General features: G+C 69.8%; 14 protein-coding genes. 4 read left to right on the top strand and 10 right to left on the bottom strand.

The features are described 5' to 3' along the window. Window positions 1-180: 180 nt before the first annotated feature. From ACZ7SW_RS36755 to benA, 4 genes are read right to left on the bottom strand one after another with little or no spacing between them, the layout of a single operon-like run. A complete protein-coding gene (locus tag ACZ7SW_RS36755) occupies window positions 181-2,814 on the bottom strand; it encodes a LuxR C-terminal-related transcriptional regulator (protein WP_470234964.1) in 2,634 nt (877 codons plus the stop codon). A 29-nt stretch (window positions 2,815-2,843) separates the two neighbouring features. Beyond that, on the bottom strand, window positions 2,844-5,333 hold the full coding sequence (gene benC / locus ACZ7SW_RS36750; protein WP_470234963.1) for a benzoate 1,2-dioxygenase electron transfer component BenC: 2,490 nt from the start codon (window positions 5,331-5,333) through the stop codon (window positions 2,844-2,846). A 12-nt stretch (window positions 5,334-5,345) separates the two neighbouring features. After that, window positions 5,346-5,855, bottom strand: coding sequence for a benzoate 1,2-dioxygenase small subunit (benB, locus tag ACZ7SW_RS36745; protein WP_470234962.1), 510 nt, complete (start codon window positions 5,853-5,855; stop codon window positions 5,346-5,348). Further along, on the bottom strand, window positions 5,852-7,222 hold the full coding sequence (gene benA / locus ACZ7SW_RS36740; protein WP_470234961.1) for a benzoate 1,2-dioxygenase large subunit: 1,371 nt from the start codon (window positions 7,220-7,222) through the stop codon (window positions 5,852-5,854). Before benA ends, benB begins: the two co-directional genes overlap by 4 nt. Before the next feature lie 226 nt (window positions 7,223-7,448). Here benA and ACZ7SW_RS36735 point away from each other — a divergent pair, with 226 nt between their 5' ends. Genes ACZ7SW_RS36735 through catC form a run of 4 tightly spaced genes read left to right on the top strand, consistent with a single transcriptional unit; the run spans window position 7,449 to window position 10,626 of the window. After that, window positions 7,449-8,357: a LysR substrate-binding domain-containing protein gene (locus ACZ7SW_RS36735; protein WP_470234960.1), complete on the top strand. Its 909-nt coding sequence runs from the start codon at window positions 7,449-7,451 to the stop codon at window positions 8,355-8,357. Then, window positions 8,354-9,457 (top strand): mandelate racemase/muconate lactonizing enzyme family protein, encoded by a 1,104-nt coding sequence (locus ACZ7SW_RS36730; RefSeq protein ID WP_470234959.1) that lies wholly within the window; start codon window positions 8,354-8,356, stop codon window positions 9,455-9,457. The genes ACZ7SW_RS36735 and ACZ7SW_RS36730 overlap by 4 nt, the downstream gene beginning before the upstream one ends. A gap of 32 nt (window positions 9,458-9,489) precedes the next feature. After that, window positions 9,490-10,332 (top strand): catechol 1,2-dioxygenase, encoded by an 843-nt coding sequence (gene catA, locus ACZ7SW_RS36725; protein ID WP_470234958.1) that lies wholly within the window; start codon window positions 9,490-9,492, stop codon window positions 10,330-10,332. Window positions 10,333-10,347: 15 nt separating this feature from the next. Beyond that, window positions 10,348-10,626, top strand: coding sequence for a muconolactone Delta-isomerase (gene catC / locus ACZ7SW_RS36720; protein ID WP_406634616.1), 279 nt, complete (start codon window positions 10,348-10,350; stop codon window positions 10,624-10,626). A gap of 1 nt (window position 10,627) precedes the next feature. Here catC and ACZ7SW_RS36715 read toward each other — a convergent pair whose 3' ends face one another. The 6 genes from ACZ7SW_RS36715 to ACZ7SW_RS36690 form a co-directional block, all read right to left on the bottom strand. After that, entirely contained in the window at window positions 10,628-11,245 is a 618-nt protein-coding gene (locus tag ACZ7SW_RS36715; RefSeq protein WP_470234957.1) for an ABC transporter ATP-binding protein, read from the bottom strand. Continuing rightward, the gene (locus tag ACZ7SW_RS36710; RefSeq protein ID WP_470234956.1) at window positions 11,242-11,904 is read right to left on the bottom strand and encodes an ABC transporter ATP-binding protein; all 663 of its coding nucleotides are present in this window, start codon (window positions 11,902-11,904) and stop codon (window positions 11,242-11,244) included. Before ACZ7SW_RS36710 ends, ACZ7SW_RS36715 begins: the two co-directional genes overlap by 4 nt. Next, a complete protein-coding gene (locus ACZ7SW_RS36705; RefSeq protein ID WP_470234955.1) occupies window positions 11,891-14,542 on the bottom strand; it encodes an ABC transporter permease family protein in 2,652 nt (883 codons plus the stop codon). The genes ACZ7SW_RS36710 and ACZ7SW_RS36705 overlap by 14 nt, the downstream gene beginning before the upstream one ends. A 153-nt stretch (window positions 14,543-14,695) precedes the next feature. Continuing rightward, window positions 14,696-15,490, bottom strand: a complete 795-nt coding sequence (locus ACZ7SW_RS36700) for a crotonase/enoyl-CoA hydratase family protein (protein WP_470234954.1) — start codon at window positions 15,488-15,490, stop codon at window positions 14,696-14,698. Beyond that, on the bottom strand, window positions 15,480-15,893 hold the full coding sequence (locus ACZ7SW_RS36695; RefSeq protein WP_470234953.1) for a Zn-ribbon domain-containing OB-fold protein: 414 nt from the start codon (window positions 15,891-15,893) through the stop codon (window positions 15,480-15,482). The genes ACZ7SW_RS36700 and ACZ7SW_RS36695 overlap by 11 nt, the downstream gene beginning before the upstream one ends. 14 nt (window positions 15,894-15,907) lie before the next feature. Then, window positions 15,908-17,089, bottom strand: a complete 1,182-nt coding sequence (locus tag ACZ7SW_RS36690; protein WP_470234952.1) for a thiolase family protein — start codon at window positions 17,087-17,089, stop codon at window positions 15,908-15,910. Window positions 17,090-17,136: the final 47 nt, after the last annotated feature.

The raw sequence follows: 17,136 nt of genomic DNA, 5'->3' as shown, positions 1-17,136 counted from the left end.
GCAAACCGTGCACCCACACCCCCCCCGCACCCCGAGAGGAGCCAAAAATGCGGTTTTGGGGTGCTTGTCAAGGCATCTTTCCCGCCTTGACAAGCACCCCAAGACCGTCATCACAATCAAGCTTCGGGGTGCCCCACGCAGACCCACGAGCAATGTCGCCGCCAGGCGACGAGCCGCCCCCTACCCCTCTTCCCCAGACCGCAACACAGCCAGCTCAGTCCTCCCCCGGATCCCCAACTTCGCATAAATCCGAGTCAAGTGGTACTGCACAGTCTTCACCGACAAAAACAACTCCGCAGCCACCTCCCGATTGGACTGCCCCCGAGCCACCATCCGCGCCACCGCCTCCTCCTGCGGCGTCAGCCGATCCGCCCCGCCCCTCGGCAAATGCACCCCACCAGCCCGCAACTCCCGCTCACACCGAGCCACATAAGTCACCGCCCCCATAGACGCGAACCCGTCCCGAGCAGCGACCAACTGCGTATCCGCCCGAGCCCTCCGCCCCAACCTCCGCAACGTCTGCCCATAAGCGAACGCGATCCGAGCCTGGTCATACCGCAACGGCAACCCCCCGATCAACTCCACCGCCGCATCAAACGCAGCCACCGCCCCCACATGATCATTCCGCGCCCCCAGTAGCCGCCCCCGAGCAGCCGCCAACCGGGCCCGAGCCGAAGCATGCTCCCGCTTCCCCGCAGCCCGCTCATGCGGAGCCAGGAACGCATCCGCCTCCTCTGACCGTCCACTAAGGACCAAGGCGTGCGCGTACAGATCCTGCCAAGGCCAATGCCCAGGCTCATCCACCGAACACGGCAACGACAACCGAGTCAACGGATGCAACGCCCGCAGCACCCCAGCGGAATCCGCGGCCGCCTCGGCGACCTGCGCCCGGGCCAGCAAAGCCGGAACCCGCATGATCTCGTAGTCCTGTGACCCAGCAGCACAAGCCAGCAACGCCTCCTCGGCCCGCCCCTGATCGCCCCGCAACGCGTGCACCGCAGCCGAAGTCCAGTGCAGCAACGGCGCGGTAACCACGATCCCAGTCCGGTCCACCAGCACGAGCGCTTCCCGGACCACCCGCAACGCGTCGTCCCATTCCCCGCTCAGGAACAACGTCCGCGCCAGCCAAGCCTGTGCCCACAAGGAAATCCGCGCCGACCCACCCAAATAACTAGTAGGCACCGCACTTTCCAAATCCACCCGAGCGTCGTCGATCCGATCCGTGAGCAGATTCAGCCATCCCCGCGCCATGACGACCCGCTGCGCCTGCGCACCGTGCCGAATCCGCTCGGACAACTGCCCGTAATCCCGCCGAGCCTGCTTGGCCCGCCCCGAAGCAGCGAGCCCGAGCCCCCGGATCGCCGCCGCCTCCACCGCCGCCGGAGTCTCCGGCACGGCCAATTCAAGAGCCCGATCCGCCCACCGCACGAGATCCTCGGCGGAATACCGGCAAAGCGCGTCAAGGACATACCGCTGACATATCAACGCGGCCGTCTCCGGATCCCGCGAAGCGTTGACGATATCCCAGGCCCGGCTCAACCGTCCGCCAGCTTCCGCCGCCCGGCCGCGCACCACCGCGAGGTAACCCAGCACCGCGTCCCGCAACGGCGTCTCGCGCATGCTCTCGACTTCCGGAGCGAGCGCAGCGGCCCGAAACACATCGCCGGCCCCGATCAGCGCGTCGACCGCCCGGGTGATCCGAGCCTGCCGCAGCTCAGCGTCCTCAGTAAGCCGCCCAGCGTCGTTGAGCAGCACCGCAGCCGTTCCCCACGCCCCCGCCGCGGCCCGCTCGACCGCCAGCGCGTCCAGTCGATCGGCGACGCTCGCGTCCGGCACCGGACTGGCCGCGACCAGCAACCGCAAGCTCCGCGCCGGATCCTCGACCAGCTCAGCCGCCCGCCGCTGAAGCTTCGACCGCCGCTCCGGCCCCAGTCCGGCGAGCACAGCCGCACGCACCATCGGATCCGGCGGCCCCACCTCCGCGAGCCCGCGCGGCGCGAGTTCGACCAGCCGCGCCGCGCACGCCTCGTCGAGCACTGGCAATGGATCGCCGTCGAGATCGGCCAACGACGCCACCGACCGCACCGCCGCGCCAGCACCGAGCACTGCGGCAGCCGCGACAAACCGTTCCGCCGCAGGGGAAAGCTGCGAAACCCCCTCCCGGACCGAAGCAGCGACAGCGGCCGGAGCAGGCAGGTTGGGATCGAACCCGGCCCACGTAGTCCGCGGTACCTCGGTCAGCAGCTGCACCACATAGCGCGGTCGGCCGAGAGTCTGCCGGCACAACCGTTCAGCCATCGTCGGATGCAAGGCGATACCGCGCGCCGAGGCCATTTCGGACACTTCCGCGGCGTCCAGAGGCGGCACGCGCACCTCGTCGCCGGACATCCGGGCGAGCAGCTCCAGAACGTCCGCACGAGCGCGCGAATCCCCTGTCGCCGCAGTGAACAACACCGTGGCTCGCACCGCCGGATGATGCCGCAGCAGCGACGACAGCGTCCGCACCGAGTCCACATCGGACAGCTGGGCGTCGTCGACCACCAGCAAGGTCCCCGGCACCAGCTCCGCCGCGATCCGCCCCGCGACCGGCAACGGTCCGCCGCCGGTCGGCAAATCCGGGAACAGCTGCCGCAGCACGGCGAACCCGCTGCGACTCTCCCATTCGGCCGCGGTCGCCCGGAGCACCGGCCCGGGGAACGCGTCAGCGGCCCGCCGCGCCAGCGTGGTGCGCCCGCATCCGGCCGGACCGCAGAGCAGCACCGCGCGCCCCGCCTGGGAAAGCAGGCCGGCCAGCTCCTCCGCCGCTGTCGTCACGGTCCTCCCCGCTTCGCCGGATGCCGCCGTCAGCCGAGATCGCCCCCGGCGACGGGCAGGACGGTGCCGGTGACGTACGAGGCCTCGTCCGAGGCCAGGAACGCGATCGCCGCGGCCTGCTCGTCCAGGGTGCCGTACCGCTTCAGCAATGACGACCCGACAGTCTGGTCGATGTGCGCCTGGAACCACTCCCGTTCCCGGTCGGTGGCCGGATCGGGGCCGCCGCGCGGGATCCGGCGCGGCGGGGCCTCGGTCCCGCCCGGCGCGGTCGCGACCACGCGCACGCCGGCGTCAGCGTGCTCGAACGCCAGCGACGCGGTAAGCGCGTTGATCCCGCCTTTCGCCGCCGAGTAAGGGATCCGGTGGATTCCGCGGGTGGCCGCCGACGAGACGTTCACGATCACCCCGCCGCCCCGCTGCGCCATCGACGGCAGCGCGGCCCGGCAGGAGAACAAGGTGGTCAGCAGGGACCGGCGGACCTCGGCCTCGATCTCGTCCGGGCCGAACTCGGTGAACGGCTTGAACCGCAGCGCGCCGCCGACGTTGTTGACCAGCACGTCGATCCGGCCGAACCGGGCGAGCGCCGCCTCCGCGACCGCTTGCGCGCCCGCCCAGGTCTCCAGGTCGGCGATCACCGCGGCGGCCTCGGGCAGTTCGTCGGCCAGGCCGCTGACCAGGCCGGACCGGTCGGCGAGCACCAGGGAGCCGCCCTCCGCGGCGATCCGCCGGGCAGTCGCCTCGCCGATCCCTTGCGCGGCCCCAGTGACCACCACGACCTTGCCCGCGAACCGCCCTGGCGACAGGAACTTCGGTGCCGCCGCAGCACCGCCCATGGCCCGCCGGGTGGTGACCTTCGACCGTTCCGCGTGCTCGATGACCAGCCGTCGCGCGGTCGCCCGGTCTCCGGACTCGAACGCCGCGACCAGGTCCAAGTGATCCTGTGTGCAGCGCGGATGACACCAGGTCGCGTTGCGCAGCGTCTCGGCCATGTGGCCTTTCACGCCGAGCGCCTGATATGCCTGCAGCAGATGCTCGTTGCCGGTGAGCGTGAACAGGTAGTCGTGGAAGGCCGCGTTGGTTTCGGTGTAGGCAGCGGCGTCCAGGAACCGGTCACCGTCCACATAGGGCACTGTCGACTCGGCCAGCAGCCGGTATCCGGCTAGCTGGCCGGACGTCAGCCGTCCGATGGTCAATTCGAGCGCACCCAGTTCGAGGGCTTGGCGAGCCTCGAACACCGCGTCCGATTCGTGCACGGACGGGTGTTCCTCGCCGATTTCGTACTCTCCCGGCGTCTCATCGGCCGCGGGCAGCATTTCCTGGCCCGCGATCGTGCGCGCGACCCGTGCTTCTTCCGCCGCGGACAGCGCCGCTCCGGCCCGCAACGGGGCCAATTCGACCGTCGGGAACAACTCCTGCCCGGCCAGTGCGCGACCCGCGACGAACTCCAGTTCCGGCTCGGGTTCCGGATCGGCCACCACCACCGGTTGCACCGGAATCTCCGGCGCGCGGACCGGCGCGGCGAGCGCGAACTTCTCGTAATAGAACCCGGTCGGCTCGAACCCCGCCGACGCGAAATGTCCCCGCACCGCCTCCACCATCGGCGGCGGACCGCACAGATACACCGCGACGTCCCCGCCGTGCAGGTGCTCGTCCCGGATCAGCGTGGTCACATAGCCCTTGTTCGGCGCGGCACTCCCCGGATCCGAGACGCAGTAATCCCAGGTCAGCCCCGGAACATCTCCGGCGAGCTTCTCCAGCGTCGCCGTCTCCACCAGGTCGTCGTCGGTGCTCACGCCGTACACCAGATGCGCGGGCCTGGTCACCCCGGAATCGCGCATAGTGCGCACAATGGACAGAATCGGCGCGAGCCCCGTGCCCCCGGCCAGCAACAGCACCGGTCGATCCGTCTCGCGCAGGAAGAAGCTCCCGTGCGGGCCGGTGAAGGTCAGCTCGTCGCCGGATTTCGCCCGTCCGGTCAGGTAATCCGACATGACCCCGCCCGGCGAGAGCTTCACCAGGAAAGTCAGCCGCTCGTCCTCAGGCGCGTTGCTGAACGAGTACGACCGCGTCGCCTCGGTACCGGGAACGGCGATATTCACGTACTGCCCGGGCAGGAACGCGAGACGATCGCGATCGCGGATCTCCACCGTCAGCGACATCGTCGTCGGCGAAAGCCGCTCCAGCGCGACGAGAGTGCCGTGGTGCTCGGCAGCCTGCGTCTTCGCGACCGCCGACGTGCTGGCGATCTGCAACACCAGATCGGACTTCGGCTTCATGCTGCACGGCAACACATAACCCCGCTCCGCCTCGTCCGCGCTCAAGGCGTCTTCGAGATAGGAACCGCCCTCGTACTCCCCCGATTCGCAGAACGCCTTGCAGGTTCCGCACGCACCGTCGCGGCAGTCGAGCGGGATGTTGATGCGCTGCCGGTACGACGCGTCCGCGACGGTCTGATCCGGCGCGCAGGCGACGAAGCGAGTGACACCGTCCTCAAAGGACAGAGCGATCCGGTGGTTCATGACCGCCTCCGCTCAGAAGTGGTACACGTCGACGACGTGATGGATGTAATCGTTCTTGAGTACCACCGTCTTCCGCCGGATCAACGGCGACGGCCCGGAGAAATCGATGGTGTAAAACGAAGTCCCGTAGTACGGATCGACCGTGTGGTACCGGAAATACATTGTGTGCCAGTTGAACCGGACGTCCACGAGATCGCCGTGCCGCTCGATCAGTTCGACATTCGAGATGTTGTGACTGGTCCGCGGCTCCGGGATGGACGTCGCGCTCGACCGTTCGGTGCGGATCCGGAAGACGCGGTCCTCGAGGCCGCCCTTGTTCGGGTAGTAGATCAGCGAAATGTCGCGCTGCGGGTCCTCGGTGAGCAGATCGTCGTCGCCCCAGGAAGGCATCCAGTACACGACGTCGTCGGCGTAGCATTCCAGCCACTTCTCGAATTCGCGGTCGTCCAGATACCGCGCCTCGCGATAGAGGAACTGTTCGACATCGTGCTGGGTGATGGTCTTCTCGGCGGCGACGGTCATCGGGCTTCTCCTCGAACGGCCTGCTCGCGGGCGATCGCCGCGCGCATGGTTTCCTGCCAATACCCGTGCTGCACCGGGTAAAGCCCCTCGTCCTCGTTCTTCTGCCCAGCCGACACGACACCGTCGAGCCCGAGCGACGACGCGACCTCGTCCGGCCCGGTGAGCCAATGCCGCGCACCGCGGCTCATGTCGTTCCAGGGCGCGGCCGTCGCGCGGAAAGTAAGCTGGCAGGACCGGAATTCCTCCAGGTCGTCCGGCGTCGCCATGCCCGAAGCGTTGAAGAAGTCCTCGTACTGCCGGATCCGCCACGCCCGCGATTCGGCGCTTTCACCCTTCGGCGCGATGCAGTAGATGGTGACCTCGGTCTTGTCCGGCGCGATCGGCCGGAAATGCCGGATCTGCGTCGAGAACTGGTCCATCAGGTACACGTTGGGATACACGCACAGGTTCCGCGACCCGCGCACCATGAACTCGCCCTTGGCGGCGCCGTACTTCTCCTTCAGCTCCGCCATCCGCGGCCACAGTGGACGGTCCTGCGGATTGCCCGCCCAGGTCCACAGGCACAGGTGCCCGTGCGGGAACGACCAGTAGCCGCCGCCGGACTTGCCCCACGAACCGGCGTCGAGGGTCTTCGTGTCGTTGGCCGATTCGCCGGTGTTGCGCCGGGCCGTGGTGGCCGCGTAGTTCCAGTGCGTCGCGGTGACGTGGTAGCCGTCCGCGCCGTTCTCCGCCTGGACCTTCCAGTTGCCGTCGTAGGTATACGTGGACGCGCCGCGCAGTACTTCAAGTCCGTCCGGCGACTGGTCCACGAGCATGTCGATCACCTTCGTGGCGTCGCCGAGGTGCTCCTCCAACGGCACGACGTCCGGGTTGAGGCTGCCGAACAGGAACCCGCGGTAGGACTCGAACCGGGCGACCTTCGTCAGGTCGTGCGAGCCGCCGGTGTCGAACGACTCCGGGTAGCCCGCGCCGTCCGGGTCCTTGACCTTCAGCAGCTTGCCGTCGTTGCGGAAGGTCCAGCCGTGGAACGGGCAGGTCAGCGTGGGCCGGTTGTCGCGTTTGCGGCGGCAGATCATCGCGCCGCGGTGCGCGCAGGCGTTGATCAGGCAGTGCAGCTCGCCGGTCTTGTCGCGGGTGAGGACGACGGGCTGGCGGCCGATCGTGGTGGTGAAGTAGTCGCCCGGGTCCGGCAGCTGGCTCTCGTGCGCGAGGTAGATCCAGTTGCCCTCGAAGATGTGCTTCATTTCGAGTTCGAAGATCTCCTCGTCGGTGAAGATCCGGCGGTTCGCGCGGTAGACGCCCGCCTCCGGGTCCTCCACCACCGCGTCCGCGACAACGGAAGCGGCGTGGTCCAGCGGCTCGGTCATGACTCCTCCAACGGGCCTGGCGATCTGCGCTGATCGGCTCCTGAGCAGGACGTTGACCGCACTGTGCCAGTCCGTGGCCGCCGCCACACCAGGGCAAGACCCAGTCCTGACCTAGGGTGTGATTAATCGATGCCGTTTATCAATCGCACGCAAACCGCTCCTTGTCTTCACTCAATGCCGGAACTTACGGTGAGCGGGACGAGGAGCCGGTGAGGAGGCAGCCCCGATGGAACTGCGCCACCTGCGGTACTTCGCCGCCGTCGCCGAGACCTGCCACTTCGGCCGCGCCGCCGAACGCCTGCACCTCGCCCAGCCCGCGCTTTCGCACGCGATCCGGCAGCTGGAGGACGAGCTGGGCGTCGCCCTGCTCAGCCGCACGACCCGGCAGGTGCAGGTCACCCCGGCCGGCCGGTTCTTCCTCGCCGAGGCCCAGCGGATCCTGGACGCCGTCGAGGCGGGTGCGCGCGGAGCCCGGCGCATCGCCGACGGCCGGCGCGGGCTCGCCCGGATCGGCTTCACCGGCACCGCCGCGCTGTCGCACCTGCCGCAGGTCGCCCGCGCGCTGCAGCACCGGCTGCCCGAGGTCGAACTCGAGGTGCACGCCGATCTGCTCACCGGCGAGCAGTGCGCACAGCTGCGCGACGGCACGCTCGACATCGGTGTGCTGCGTCCGCCGGTCACCGGCGGCGACCTCGACCTGCACGTCATCGAGACCGAGCCGCTGGTGCTCGCCGTCCCGGCCGACCACCGGCTCGCGGTCGAACCGGTCGTGGCGATGGCCGATCTGCGCGCCGAAGCCTTCGTCACCTACCCGGCCAGCTACTCCGTCGTCAACGAAGCGGTGCTGCGCAGCTGCCGCGACGCCGGATTCACCCCGCAACGCGAGCACGAAGCGGCCGGTACCGCGGTGCTGCTCGCCCTGGTCGCCGGCGGTCTCGGCGTCGGCGTCGTCCCCGCGTCCGCGCGGGCGCTGCCGCTGGCCGGGGTCGTGTTCCGCGACCTCGCCGGGGCCGCCACCGTCCAGCTCGCGCTCGCCTGGCACCGCGACCGGGCCTCGGCACTGGTCCCGGCCGTGCTCGACGCGCTCGGCGAGCTGTTCCCCGTCGAAGTGCCCGTGTCAGGGAGGACACGATGAAGATCACCCGGGTGGAGGCGATCCCGTTCGCCATCCCCTACCGCAAACCGCTGCGTTTCGCTTCCGGCGAGGTGCACGCGGCCGAGCACGTGCTGGTCCGCGTGCACACCGACGACGGAGTGGTCGGCGTCGCCGAGGCGCCACCGCGGCCGTTCACCTATGGCGAGACCCAAGCCGGGATCGTGGCTGTGCTGGAGACCGTGTTCGCCCCGCAGGTGGTGGGCCTGAGCCTGCTCGAACGCGAGACGGTGCACGCCCGCCTCTCCCGCACCGTCGGCAATCCGGCCGCGAAGTCCGCTTTGGACATGGCGATCTGGGACGCGCTGGGGCAAAGCCTCGACGTCTCGGTCACCGAATTGCTCGGCGGCTACACCGACCGCATGAAGGTGTCGCACATGCTCGGCTTCGACGAGCCGGCCGCGATGGTCGCCGAAGCGGAGCGGATTCGCGACAGCTACGGCATCACCACGTTCAAGGTGAAGGTCGGCCGCCGTCCGGTTTCCCTTGACACCGCGGTGGTTCGCGCGTTGCGGGAACGGTTCGGCGCCGAGGTCGACCTTTACGTGGACGGCAACCGCGGCTGGACCGCCGCGGAATCCGCCCGCGCGATGCAGGAAATGGCCGACCTCGACCTGCTGTTCGCCGAGGAGCTGTGCCCCGCCGACGACGTGCTGGGCCGCCGCTGGCTGGTGTCCCGGTTGGACATTCCGTTCATCGCCGACGAATCCGCGGTGACCCCGGCCGACGTGACCCGCGAGATCCTTTCCGGATCGGCCACCGCGATCAGCATCAAGACCGCCCGCACCGGGTTCACGCGTTCGCAGCGCACACACCACCTCGCGGCCGGGCTCGGGCTGGAAGTGGTGATGGGCAACCAGATCGACGGCCAGCTCGGTTCACTGTGCACTGTCGCGTTTGGATCGGCGTACGAACTGACCTCGCGCCGTCCGGGCGAACTGTCCAATTTTCTCGACATGACCGACGACCTGCTCGCCGAACCGCTGTGCATCGCGGACGGCGAACTGGTCATCCGCCCCGGCGCCGGCCTCGGCGCCGCACTCGACCCCGGCAAGCTCCGGCACTACCGGCAGGACCGCTGAGCCGGAAACCCCCGATGGATCAAGGAGGATTCATGACTGCCACGCATTCCCCCACCGCCGCCGCGTCCGGAGCCAACGCCACCGAACGGTTCAAAAGCGACAAGCTCGCCGGCGTCGCGGGCACCCCGAAGGAACGGGTCAGCCTGCTCGCCCGCGAGGTGCTCGAAGCCGTGCACTCGACGATCCGCAAGCACAAGGTGACCTACGAGGAGTACAACGCGCTCAAATCGTGGCTGATCAGCGTCGGCGAGGACGGCGAATGGCCGCTGTTCCTGGACGTCTGGGTCGAGCACGTCGTCGAGGACGTAGCCACCGAGCACCGCCAGGGCAACAAGGGCACCATCGAGGGCCCCTACTACGTGCCGGACGCCCCCGAGCAGGGCGCGCGCGGTTCGGTGCCCTCGCGGGAAAACGAGCCGGGCACCCCGCTCACCTGGACCGGGCAGGTCACCTCGACCACCGGCGCGGCGCTGGGCGGCGCGAAGGTCGAACTGTGGCACGCGGACGCGGACGGGCTGTACTCGCAGTTCGCGCCGGACATCCCGGAGTGGAACCTGCGCGGCACCTTCACCGCGGACGACGAAGGCCGCTTCGAAATCCACACCGTGCGCCCCGCGCCGTACCAGATCCCGACCGACGGCGCGTGCGGCAAACTGATCGCGGCGGCGGGCTGGCACGCCTGGCGTCCGGCGCACCTGCACGTCAAGGTGTCCGCGCCGGGGCACGAACTGCTCACCGCGCAGCTGTACTTCCCGGGCGACGAGCACAACGACGACGACATCGCGTCCGCGGTGAAGCCGGAACTGCTGCTCGACCCCCGGCCGTCCGGCGACGGCGAGACCATCGAGTACAACTTCGTCCTCGACCCGGCCTGATTCGATCGGAGAACCATGCTCTACCACGTGCGGATGGACGTCCGCCTTCCCGCGGACCTGGACCCGGCGGTCCGCGACGCCCTCATCGCGCGCGAGAAGGAGTACAGCCAGCAGCTGCAGCGCAGCGGGAAATGGCCGCACATCTGGCGGATCGCGGGCGAGTACGCGAACTACTCGGTGCTGGACGTCGCCGACCACGACGAGCTGCACCAGATCCTGTCGAACCTGCCGCTGTTCCCGTACATGGACATCCAGGTGACCGCGCTGGCGCGGCATCCGTCCAAAGTGGACTGACTCACTCGCCGACCGCGACTACGCGGTCCGCGTGCTCGGCCAGCAGCGGATCGTGGGACGCCACCAGCACCGCCGTCCCTCGATCCGCTGCCCGGCGCAGAGCCGTCAGCACCATCTCCGCGTGCGCGCGGTCCTGATGCGACGTCGGCTCATCCGCCAGCAGCACCAACGGCCCCGCCGCCAAAGCACGCGCCACCGCGCCCCGTTGCTGTTCCCCGCGCGACACCTCGCTCGGCAATCGGTCGGCCAGTTTCGCCAAGTCCAGGGTTTCCAGCAGCTTCGACTGATCCGGCGGCTCCACCGCGGTCCGCGCGGCGAATGCGAGGTTGTCCGCGACCGTCAGCTCTTCGAACAACGCGATCGATTGCGGAACAAAAGCCAGCGCGTGCCACGGCTGCTCGGAAACCGGCACGTCCGGCATCGGCGGGTGCGCAGTCACTGACCCGCTGTCCGGCGTGTCCCAGCCGCCCGCGATCATCAGCAAGGTGCTCTTTCCCGAGCCCGACGGACCGGTCAGCGCGACCAGTTCGCCCGCGGTCAGGTCCAGGCTCGTGTGCCGCAGCACTGGCATCCCGCCGTGCGACCGGCTCACCTCGGACAGGCTGAGCAGCACACTCACCGGATCCTCCCGTCCACGAGTTCCACCACGTCGTCCGCCGCCTCCGCGAGCACCGCGTCGTGGGTCGCGACCACGACGGTCTGCCCCGCCTCCGCCAGCGCACGGAACGCCTCCGCGACCAGCCGGGCCGAGGAACGGTCCAGTTGCGCGGTCGGTTCGTCCGCCAGCACCGCGTCCGGGTCGCCGACCGCGGCGAAGGCGAGCGCGGTTCGTTGCTGTTCGCCGCCGGAGAGCTGGCGGGGGTGGTGGCCGCGGCGGTGGTCCAGGCCCAGCCGGTCGAGCAAGGACAGCGAAAGACCGGTGCCGCGCATTTTCGCCGCCAGCTCCAGATGTTCTTGCACCGTCAGGTAGTCCAGCAGGTTGTCGACGGGATTCTGGAACACGTAACCGATCCGCCGCCGCCGAACGGCCCGGCGAGCCCGTGCGGACAACGCGGTGACGTCCGTGCCGCCGACCTCGACCCGGCCCTCGTCCGGTCGTTCCAGGCAGGCCAGCAAACGCAGCAAGGTCGATTTGCCCGACCCGGAAGGCCCGACCAGCGCGGTGATCCGACCGCGCGCGGCGGCGATCGACACCTCGTGCAAAGCGGTCAGCGAACGACCGGCGGTGCGGTAGCTGTGCGTCAATCCAGTACCCCGGACAGCGTCAGGCAGTGTCACGCAACACCTCCGAAGGCAGTGCCCGCGCAGCCGCGCGCTGGGCCGCGTAAGTAACGACAAGCGCGATGGCCACCGCCGCGAGCAGCAGCTGCCCGCCCGGCCCCCACGGCACCGGGACCACGGTGTCCGGCGGAGTAGCCGGATCGAGATCGTAGCCCTGGTAGGTCACCGAGACGGCGACCGCCGCGAACCCGACGCCCAAAACGAATCCGGCCGCCAGCAACCCGCCGACTTCGTAGGCGAGCGCCCGCCAATGCGCGGCGGAGGTGATGCCCATCCGGCGCAGCAGTACATACGCTCCGCGCCGGGCGCGCGCACGAGCGTTGAGGTACAGCAAAAGTCCAACTAGGACTACGACACCGACCAAAGCGGACACTGCAGTCAAAAACGAGAAGGTGTAGGTGATCCCGCCGTACACGCCGTGCGCGGTGACGTCCGTCGCGCGGCTCACCGTCCCGGCCGGAATCCCGGCTTTGCCCAGTTCCGGCAGTACCTGCGCCGGATCGCCGCGCGCCCACAGCTCGCGGTGCACGCTCTCTCCGGCGAACTTGGCGAGAATGTCCTTGCGCAGCAGCAATTCCGGGAACCCCGCGCTCTTGCCGGGCAGCTGCGCGACTGTGACGACGCGCAGCGGGAGGTCCTTGCCCCCGATGCTGAGCGTCGCCTGCGCGGGCGCGTCCGGGACCCCGGCGACGATGCCGACCGGGGTGTCGCCGGACAGCTGATCGAGCAGCTCCGGCAAGGTCGGCCCGCTGACGTCGTCGTCCCAGAACGCGGCTGAGCCGAACGTCGCCGGGTCGACGCCGAGCACGTTCACGGTCTTGCTGCCCAGATACGCCGAGTCGTAGCGGTCGACCAGCGCGGACTGTCCACTGAGGCCGGACGGGATCGCGGCGGGGCCGGTCAAACGCACCACGACATCTGAGCCGACCAGGAATTGGCCCTCGTCGTCGAGCGTGCGCTGGACGGAGCCGGTGACGGTGGTGGCGAAGATCGAAAGCGCGACCGGCACCGCAGTCGCGCCGATCAGCACGGCTGCCGCAGCGGGCGCCGAAGCGAGCCGCCGCCAGGCCAGGAACGCCACCGCCCGTTCTCGCCGCACTGCCCGCATCCGGGGCAACGTCAGCCGCACGACCCGGGTCACCAGCATCGCCAGCCCCAAGACCAGCAACAACGGCACGACGATCAGCCGCGGCGGGATCCGCGCGACCGAACCGGCTTGGCCCAGCCCGGTCTGCGTCCCGTCACCGAGCGCGAAGTAGCAGACCACCGCGGCGACCAGCGGGAGGATTTCCCAGGGCAGATGCCGGATCCGCGACATGCGCGCGTCGAACAGCGCTCGCGTGCGGAAGACGACCGAACCGGCGATCCCGGCGAGCGTCGCCAGGAACGCGACCGCCGCGCCGCCGATCGAATAGCCGAGCGCGGACGGCGTCACCAGCGGACTCGGCCCCAGCGCGCCGACGAGTCCGCGCGCGGCGAACCAGCCGCCGATCGTGCCGAGCAGCGCGATAGAACCCAGCTCCAGCAACGCTTTCCCGGCCAGCGCACCCGGCCCCGCCCCGCGTGCGGACAACACCGCCAGCTCCGCCCGGCGGCGTTCGACCCAGAACGACCCGACCGTCACCGAGATGACCAGCCCGGTCAGCGACCCGGCGACACCGATCGGCACGACCGTCGCGGCCAGCGAGGATTCGACCTGGTCAGCCCGGTCGGCGATACCGCGCAGCGACGAGGTGAACTGCATCCGGCCACGCTGCGCGAACAGGTCCGGCGCGTTCTCCGTGCGCGCTCGGACCCGCTCCAGGCCGGCGACAGCGGCAGGCGCGTCCGCGGTGGTCAGCCCTTTCTGGTCGACCGACGCTTCGAGGGAACTGCCGACACCCGATTCGGCCGGGGTGAGCCCGAACAGCGCGTCCCGCGACACGAACGCCACCGGGAAGACCGGAGCCTCGCTCAGCGGATTCGGCCGGTACAGCGACTGCAGATGACACCAGAACGGCTGGTCAGGCAGCTCGCGCAGGTCCCGGTACACCGCGGCGACCGGCATCGTCGCCACCGGAGCGCCCGGCGGCACGCCTCCCTTCGGGGACCAGCCGCCCTGGATCGCCACCCGGTCGCCCGCGTGCAGTCCGCGCGCCCGCGCGAACTGGCTGGACACCCAGATGCCCTGGCCCGAGCCGCCCTCCAGGACCTGCAGGTGCGCGGCGAAATCCTCCTGGGCGACCAGCCACGTCCCGGCTTGCTCCGGATTCGGCGAACCCGGCCGGACCGGGTTGACCTTCGCGGAGCTGGTGAGCGTCGAGGCCACGCCGGACAGCCGCGGCACGTCCTTGACCGCGTCGCGGGCGAAGGCGAGCCGGGCGTCGTCGAGCGCCTTGCCGGTCGGCCCGGTGTCCCCCGGATACGGCTGGGACATCGGCAGCCCGCCGGACCACTCGGCTCCGACCGCCCACTGGCACGCCCGGTCCATCTGGTCGTGCAGGGTCGCGTTCCCGGCCGAGGACAGGAACAACGCCACTGCCGCGGCAGGCAACGCGACGAGCACTGCCGCCGCGACAGCGGCCACTACGACCGCAGGTTGCCGCCACCCCGTTTTCGGCGCCCGCGTCCACGGCGTCGCCCCCCACCCACGCATCTACCGATTCTGCCACGATCCCGGGGTCGGCGGTGCGGCGCTGCCCGATGTCCGTGAGGGGAACCCTGAGGGACTCTGATTCCCGCAGGGTTCCCTTCACGGACGTTCGCGAACCCAATGCGAACAGAGCGCGTTTTCCTGAGTACAGAACGCTTACTTCGCCTGCCAGACCGGCGCGCGCTTCTCGACGAACGCCAGCGTCCCCTCGCGGACGTCCTCGCTCGTCATGACCCCGACGGCGTTCTCGCGGGTGTTGTCCCACGCGCTGTCCTCGGCCGTGATCGCACCGTCCACAATGCCCAGTGCGACGCGTTTGCTGGCCTGCACCGCCAACGGCGCGTTCGCGGCGATCTTCTCCGCCAGCGCCAGTGCCTCGGCCAGCACGTCGGCGTCCGGGACCACGTGGTTCACCAGGCCCAGCGTCGCCGCGCGGGCGGCGTCCAGCGGTTCGCCGGTGAACATCATCTCCATCGCGATCTTCTGCGGGATCTGCCGCGGCAGCCGGAACACCCCGCCCGCCGCGGCGAAGAGGCCGCGCTTGACCTCGGGCAGCCCGAATTTCGCCGATTCGGCCGCCACCACCAGGTCGCTGGCCAGCGCGAGTTCGGTGCCGCCGCCGAGGGCGAACCCGTTCACCGCGGCGATCGTCGGCTTCGAGATCGGGTGCCGCGCGTAGCCGGCGAATCCCCATTCCTCGTTGCCCGGCGCGGCGAGCGATTCGCCGCGCGACACGGCTTTCAGGTCGGCTCCGGCGCAGAACGCCCGCTCCCCCGCGCCGGTCAGCACGACGACGCGCGTTTCCGGATCCTGCTCGGCCCGCTCCAGCGCGGTGCCGACGAGTTCGCTCAGCTCGGCGTTGACCGCGTTCATCGCGTGCGGCCGGTTGAGCGTGATGACCAGGACGTGTCCGCGCTGTTCGACGAGCGCGGCCGGGGCGTCAGCGGGCATTGCCGTCCTCCTCCGCCGGTGCGAAGACCGGCACCTTCTCGTGGTCGGGATCGGGGCCGGAGGGCACGAAGACTGCCCGCACCGGCAGCTGCCAGAGGTCCGCGTCCGGCTCGGCGTCGAGCCGGCACCACCACCACGGTCCCTCGGCCAGCTCCACGATGCCGACGACCACGCGCTCCGGCTCGCCGCCGTCGCGCGCTCGCTTGTGCACCACCGACCACGACACCACCGTGCCGGTTCCGGCCGCGGCCGTCCACTCCAGATCGTCCTCGGGGTCCGGGACCGTGCGCGGGTCCAGGTATTCGCCGGTGCCGCGCCGCCGCAACAGCCGGAACTCGCCGATCGCGGTTCCGTCGAAGAACGCCGCGGACTCTTCGTCGCGGGCGACTGGGTTGATACGCATCGTCATCCCTCCGCTCACGCCGCGCCGAGCACGAGCGTGCTGTGGTGGTCCAGAATGCCGCCGTTGCCGGAGACCAGCACGGTGTCGTGCTTCGGCACCTGGCGTTCACCGCCCTGGCCGCGGGCCTGGATGATCGCCTCGGACAGCGGGGTCATGCCCCACAGGTAGTACGACGACAGCTGGCCGCCGCCGGTGTTCACCGCGAGCTTGCCGTCCGGGCCGAGCATGCCCGGCGTCGCGACGAACTCGCCGCCTTCGCCCTTGCCGCAGAACCCGTAGTCCTCCAGGGTGAGCAGCGCGGTGAAGGTGTAGCAGTCGTAGATCTCGGCGACGTCGATGTCCTCGATGGTCACTCCGGCCATCTCCATCGCCGCCGGACCGGACTGCGCCGCACCGCTCACGAGACCGAGATTGTCGTTGCGGCGGAACGAGTTCCCGGGGTGCGCCTGGCCCCAGCCGAGCACCTGGACGGCGGGCTGGGCCAACGTCGCCGCGCGTTCCGCGGAAGTCACGATCACCGCCGCGCCGCCGTTCGACACCAGGCAGCAGTCCAGCAGGTGAAACGGTTCCGCGATGAACCGGGACGCTTGATGGTCGGCCAGGGTGATCGGGTCGCGCAGCTGCGCCAGCGGGTTCTTCGCCGCCCACGCGCGCTGGGCGACCGCGATCGCGCCGAGTTGCTCGCTCGTGGTTCCGTAAGTCTTCATGTGCCGTCGCGCGGCGAGCGCGTAGAACGAATTCGGTCCGGCGAAACCGCTGGAGCCCAGCAGACTTCCCCAGCCGGTCGGCGTCACGCGTCGGCCGCCGTACGCCGCGCCGGTCGCTTTGCCCTGCTTTAGCGGCGCGTCCGCGAACACACAGGCGACAGTGTCGGCCATGCCCGCTTCGACGGCCATCGCGGCGTACTGCACCATCGCGCCCGCTGTCGAGCCGAACGCCTGCATTTGGGTGAACAGCCGCAGGTCCCGCAGTCCTAAGTCGACTTGCAGGCTCAGGTCCACTCCGGGCGTCGTGCCAGCGGACACCAGCAGCCCGTCGATGCCGGACAGCCCGATCCCGGCGTCGTCCGCCGCTCGCCGCACCGCCTGCGCGGCGAACTGCCGCGCGCTCGGACCGTAGACTTTGCCCAGCTCAGTGAGCCCGAGACCGGCGATTGCCGCCCTCCGGCGCGCCGGGGTCTCCCGCCTGCTCGTCATCTCGTCGCACTCCGTTCCCGACCGGTGGTCGCACCTCCACGTTCGCA

Source organism: Amycolatopsis sp. NPDC114484 (assembly GCF_055633755.1).
Note: the sequence above shows the minus strand (reverse complement) of the source record. Positions and strands in the feature narration are given on the sequence as shown.

Coding starts and splice junctions, on each gene's coding strand:
- catA (WP_470234958.1), top strand. CDS start 9,490: ATGACTGCCACGCATTCCCCCACCGCCGCCGCGTCCGGAGCCAACGCC.
- benB (WP_470234962.1), bottom strand. CDS start 5,855: ATGACCGTCGCCGCCGAGAAGACCATCACCCAGCACGATGTCGAACAG.
- benA (WP_470234961.1), bottom strand. CDS start 7,222: ATGACCGAGCCGCTGGACCACGCCGCTTCCGTTGTCGCGGACGCGGTG.
- ACZ7SW_RS36695 (WP_470234953.1), bottom strand. CDS start 15,893: ATGCGTATCAACCCAGTCGCCCGCGACGAAGAGTCCGCGGCGTTCTTC.
- catC (WP_406634616.1), top strand. CDS start 10,348: ATGCTCTACCACGTGCGGATGGACGTCCGCCTTCCCGCGGACCTGGAC.
- ACZ7SW_RS36730 (WP_470234959.1), top strand. CDS start 8,354: ATGAAGATCACCCGGGTGGAGGCGATCCCGTTCGCCATCCCCTACCGC.
- benC (WP_470234963.1), bottom strand. CDS start 5,333: ATGAACCACCGGATCGCTCTGTCCTTTGAGGACGGTGTCACTCGCTTC.
- ACZ7SW_RS36735 (WP_470234960.1), top strand. CDS start 7,449: ATGGAACTGCGCCACCTGCGGTACTTCGCCGCCGTCGCCGAGACCTGC.
- ACZ7SW_RS36705 (WP_470234955.1), bottom strand. CDS start 14,542: ATGCGTGGGTGGGGGGCGACGCCGTGGACGCGGGCGCCGAAAACGGGG.
- ACZ7SW_RS36690 (WP_470234952.1), bottom strand. CDS start 17,089: ATGACGAGCAGGCGGGAGACCCCGGCGCGCCGGAGGGCGGCAATCGCC.
- ACZ7SW_RS36700 (WP_470234954.1), bottom strand. CDS start 15,490: ATGCCCGCTGACGCCCCGGCCGCGCTCGTCGAACAGCGCGGACACGTC.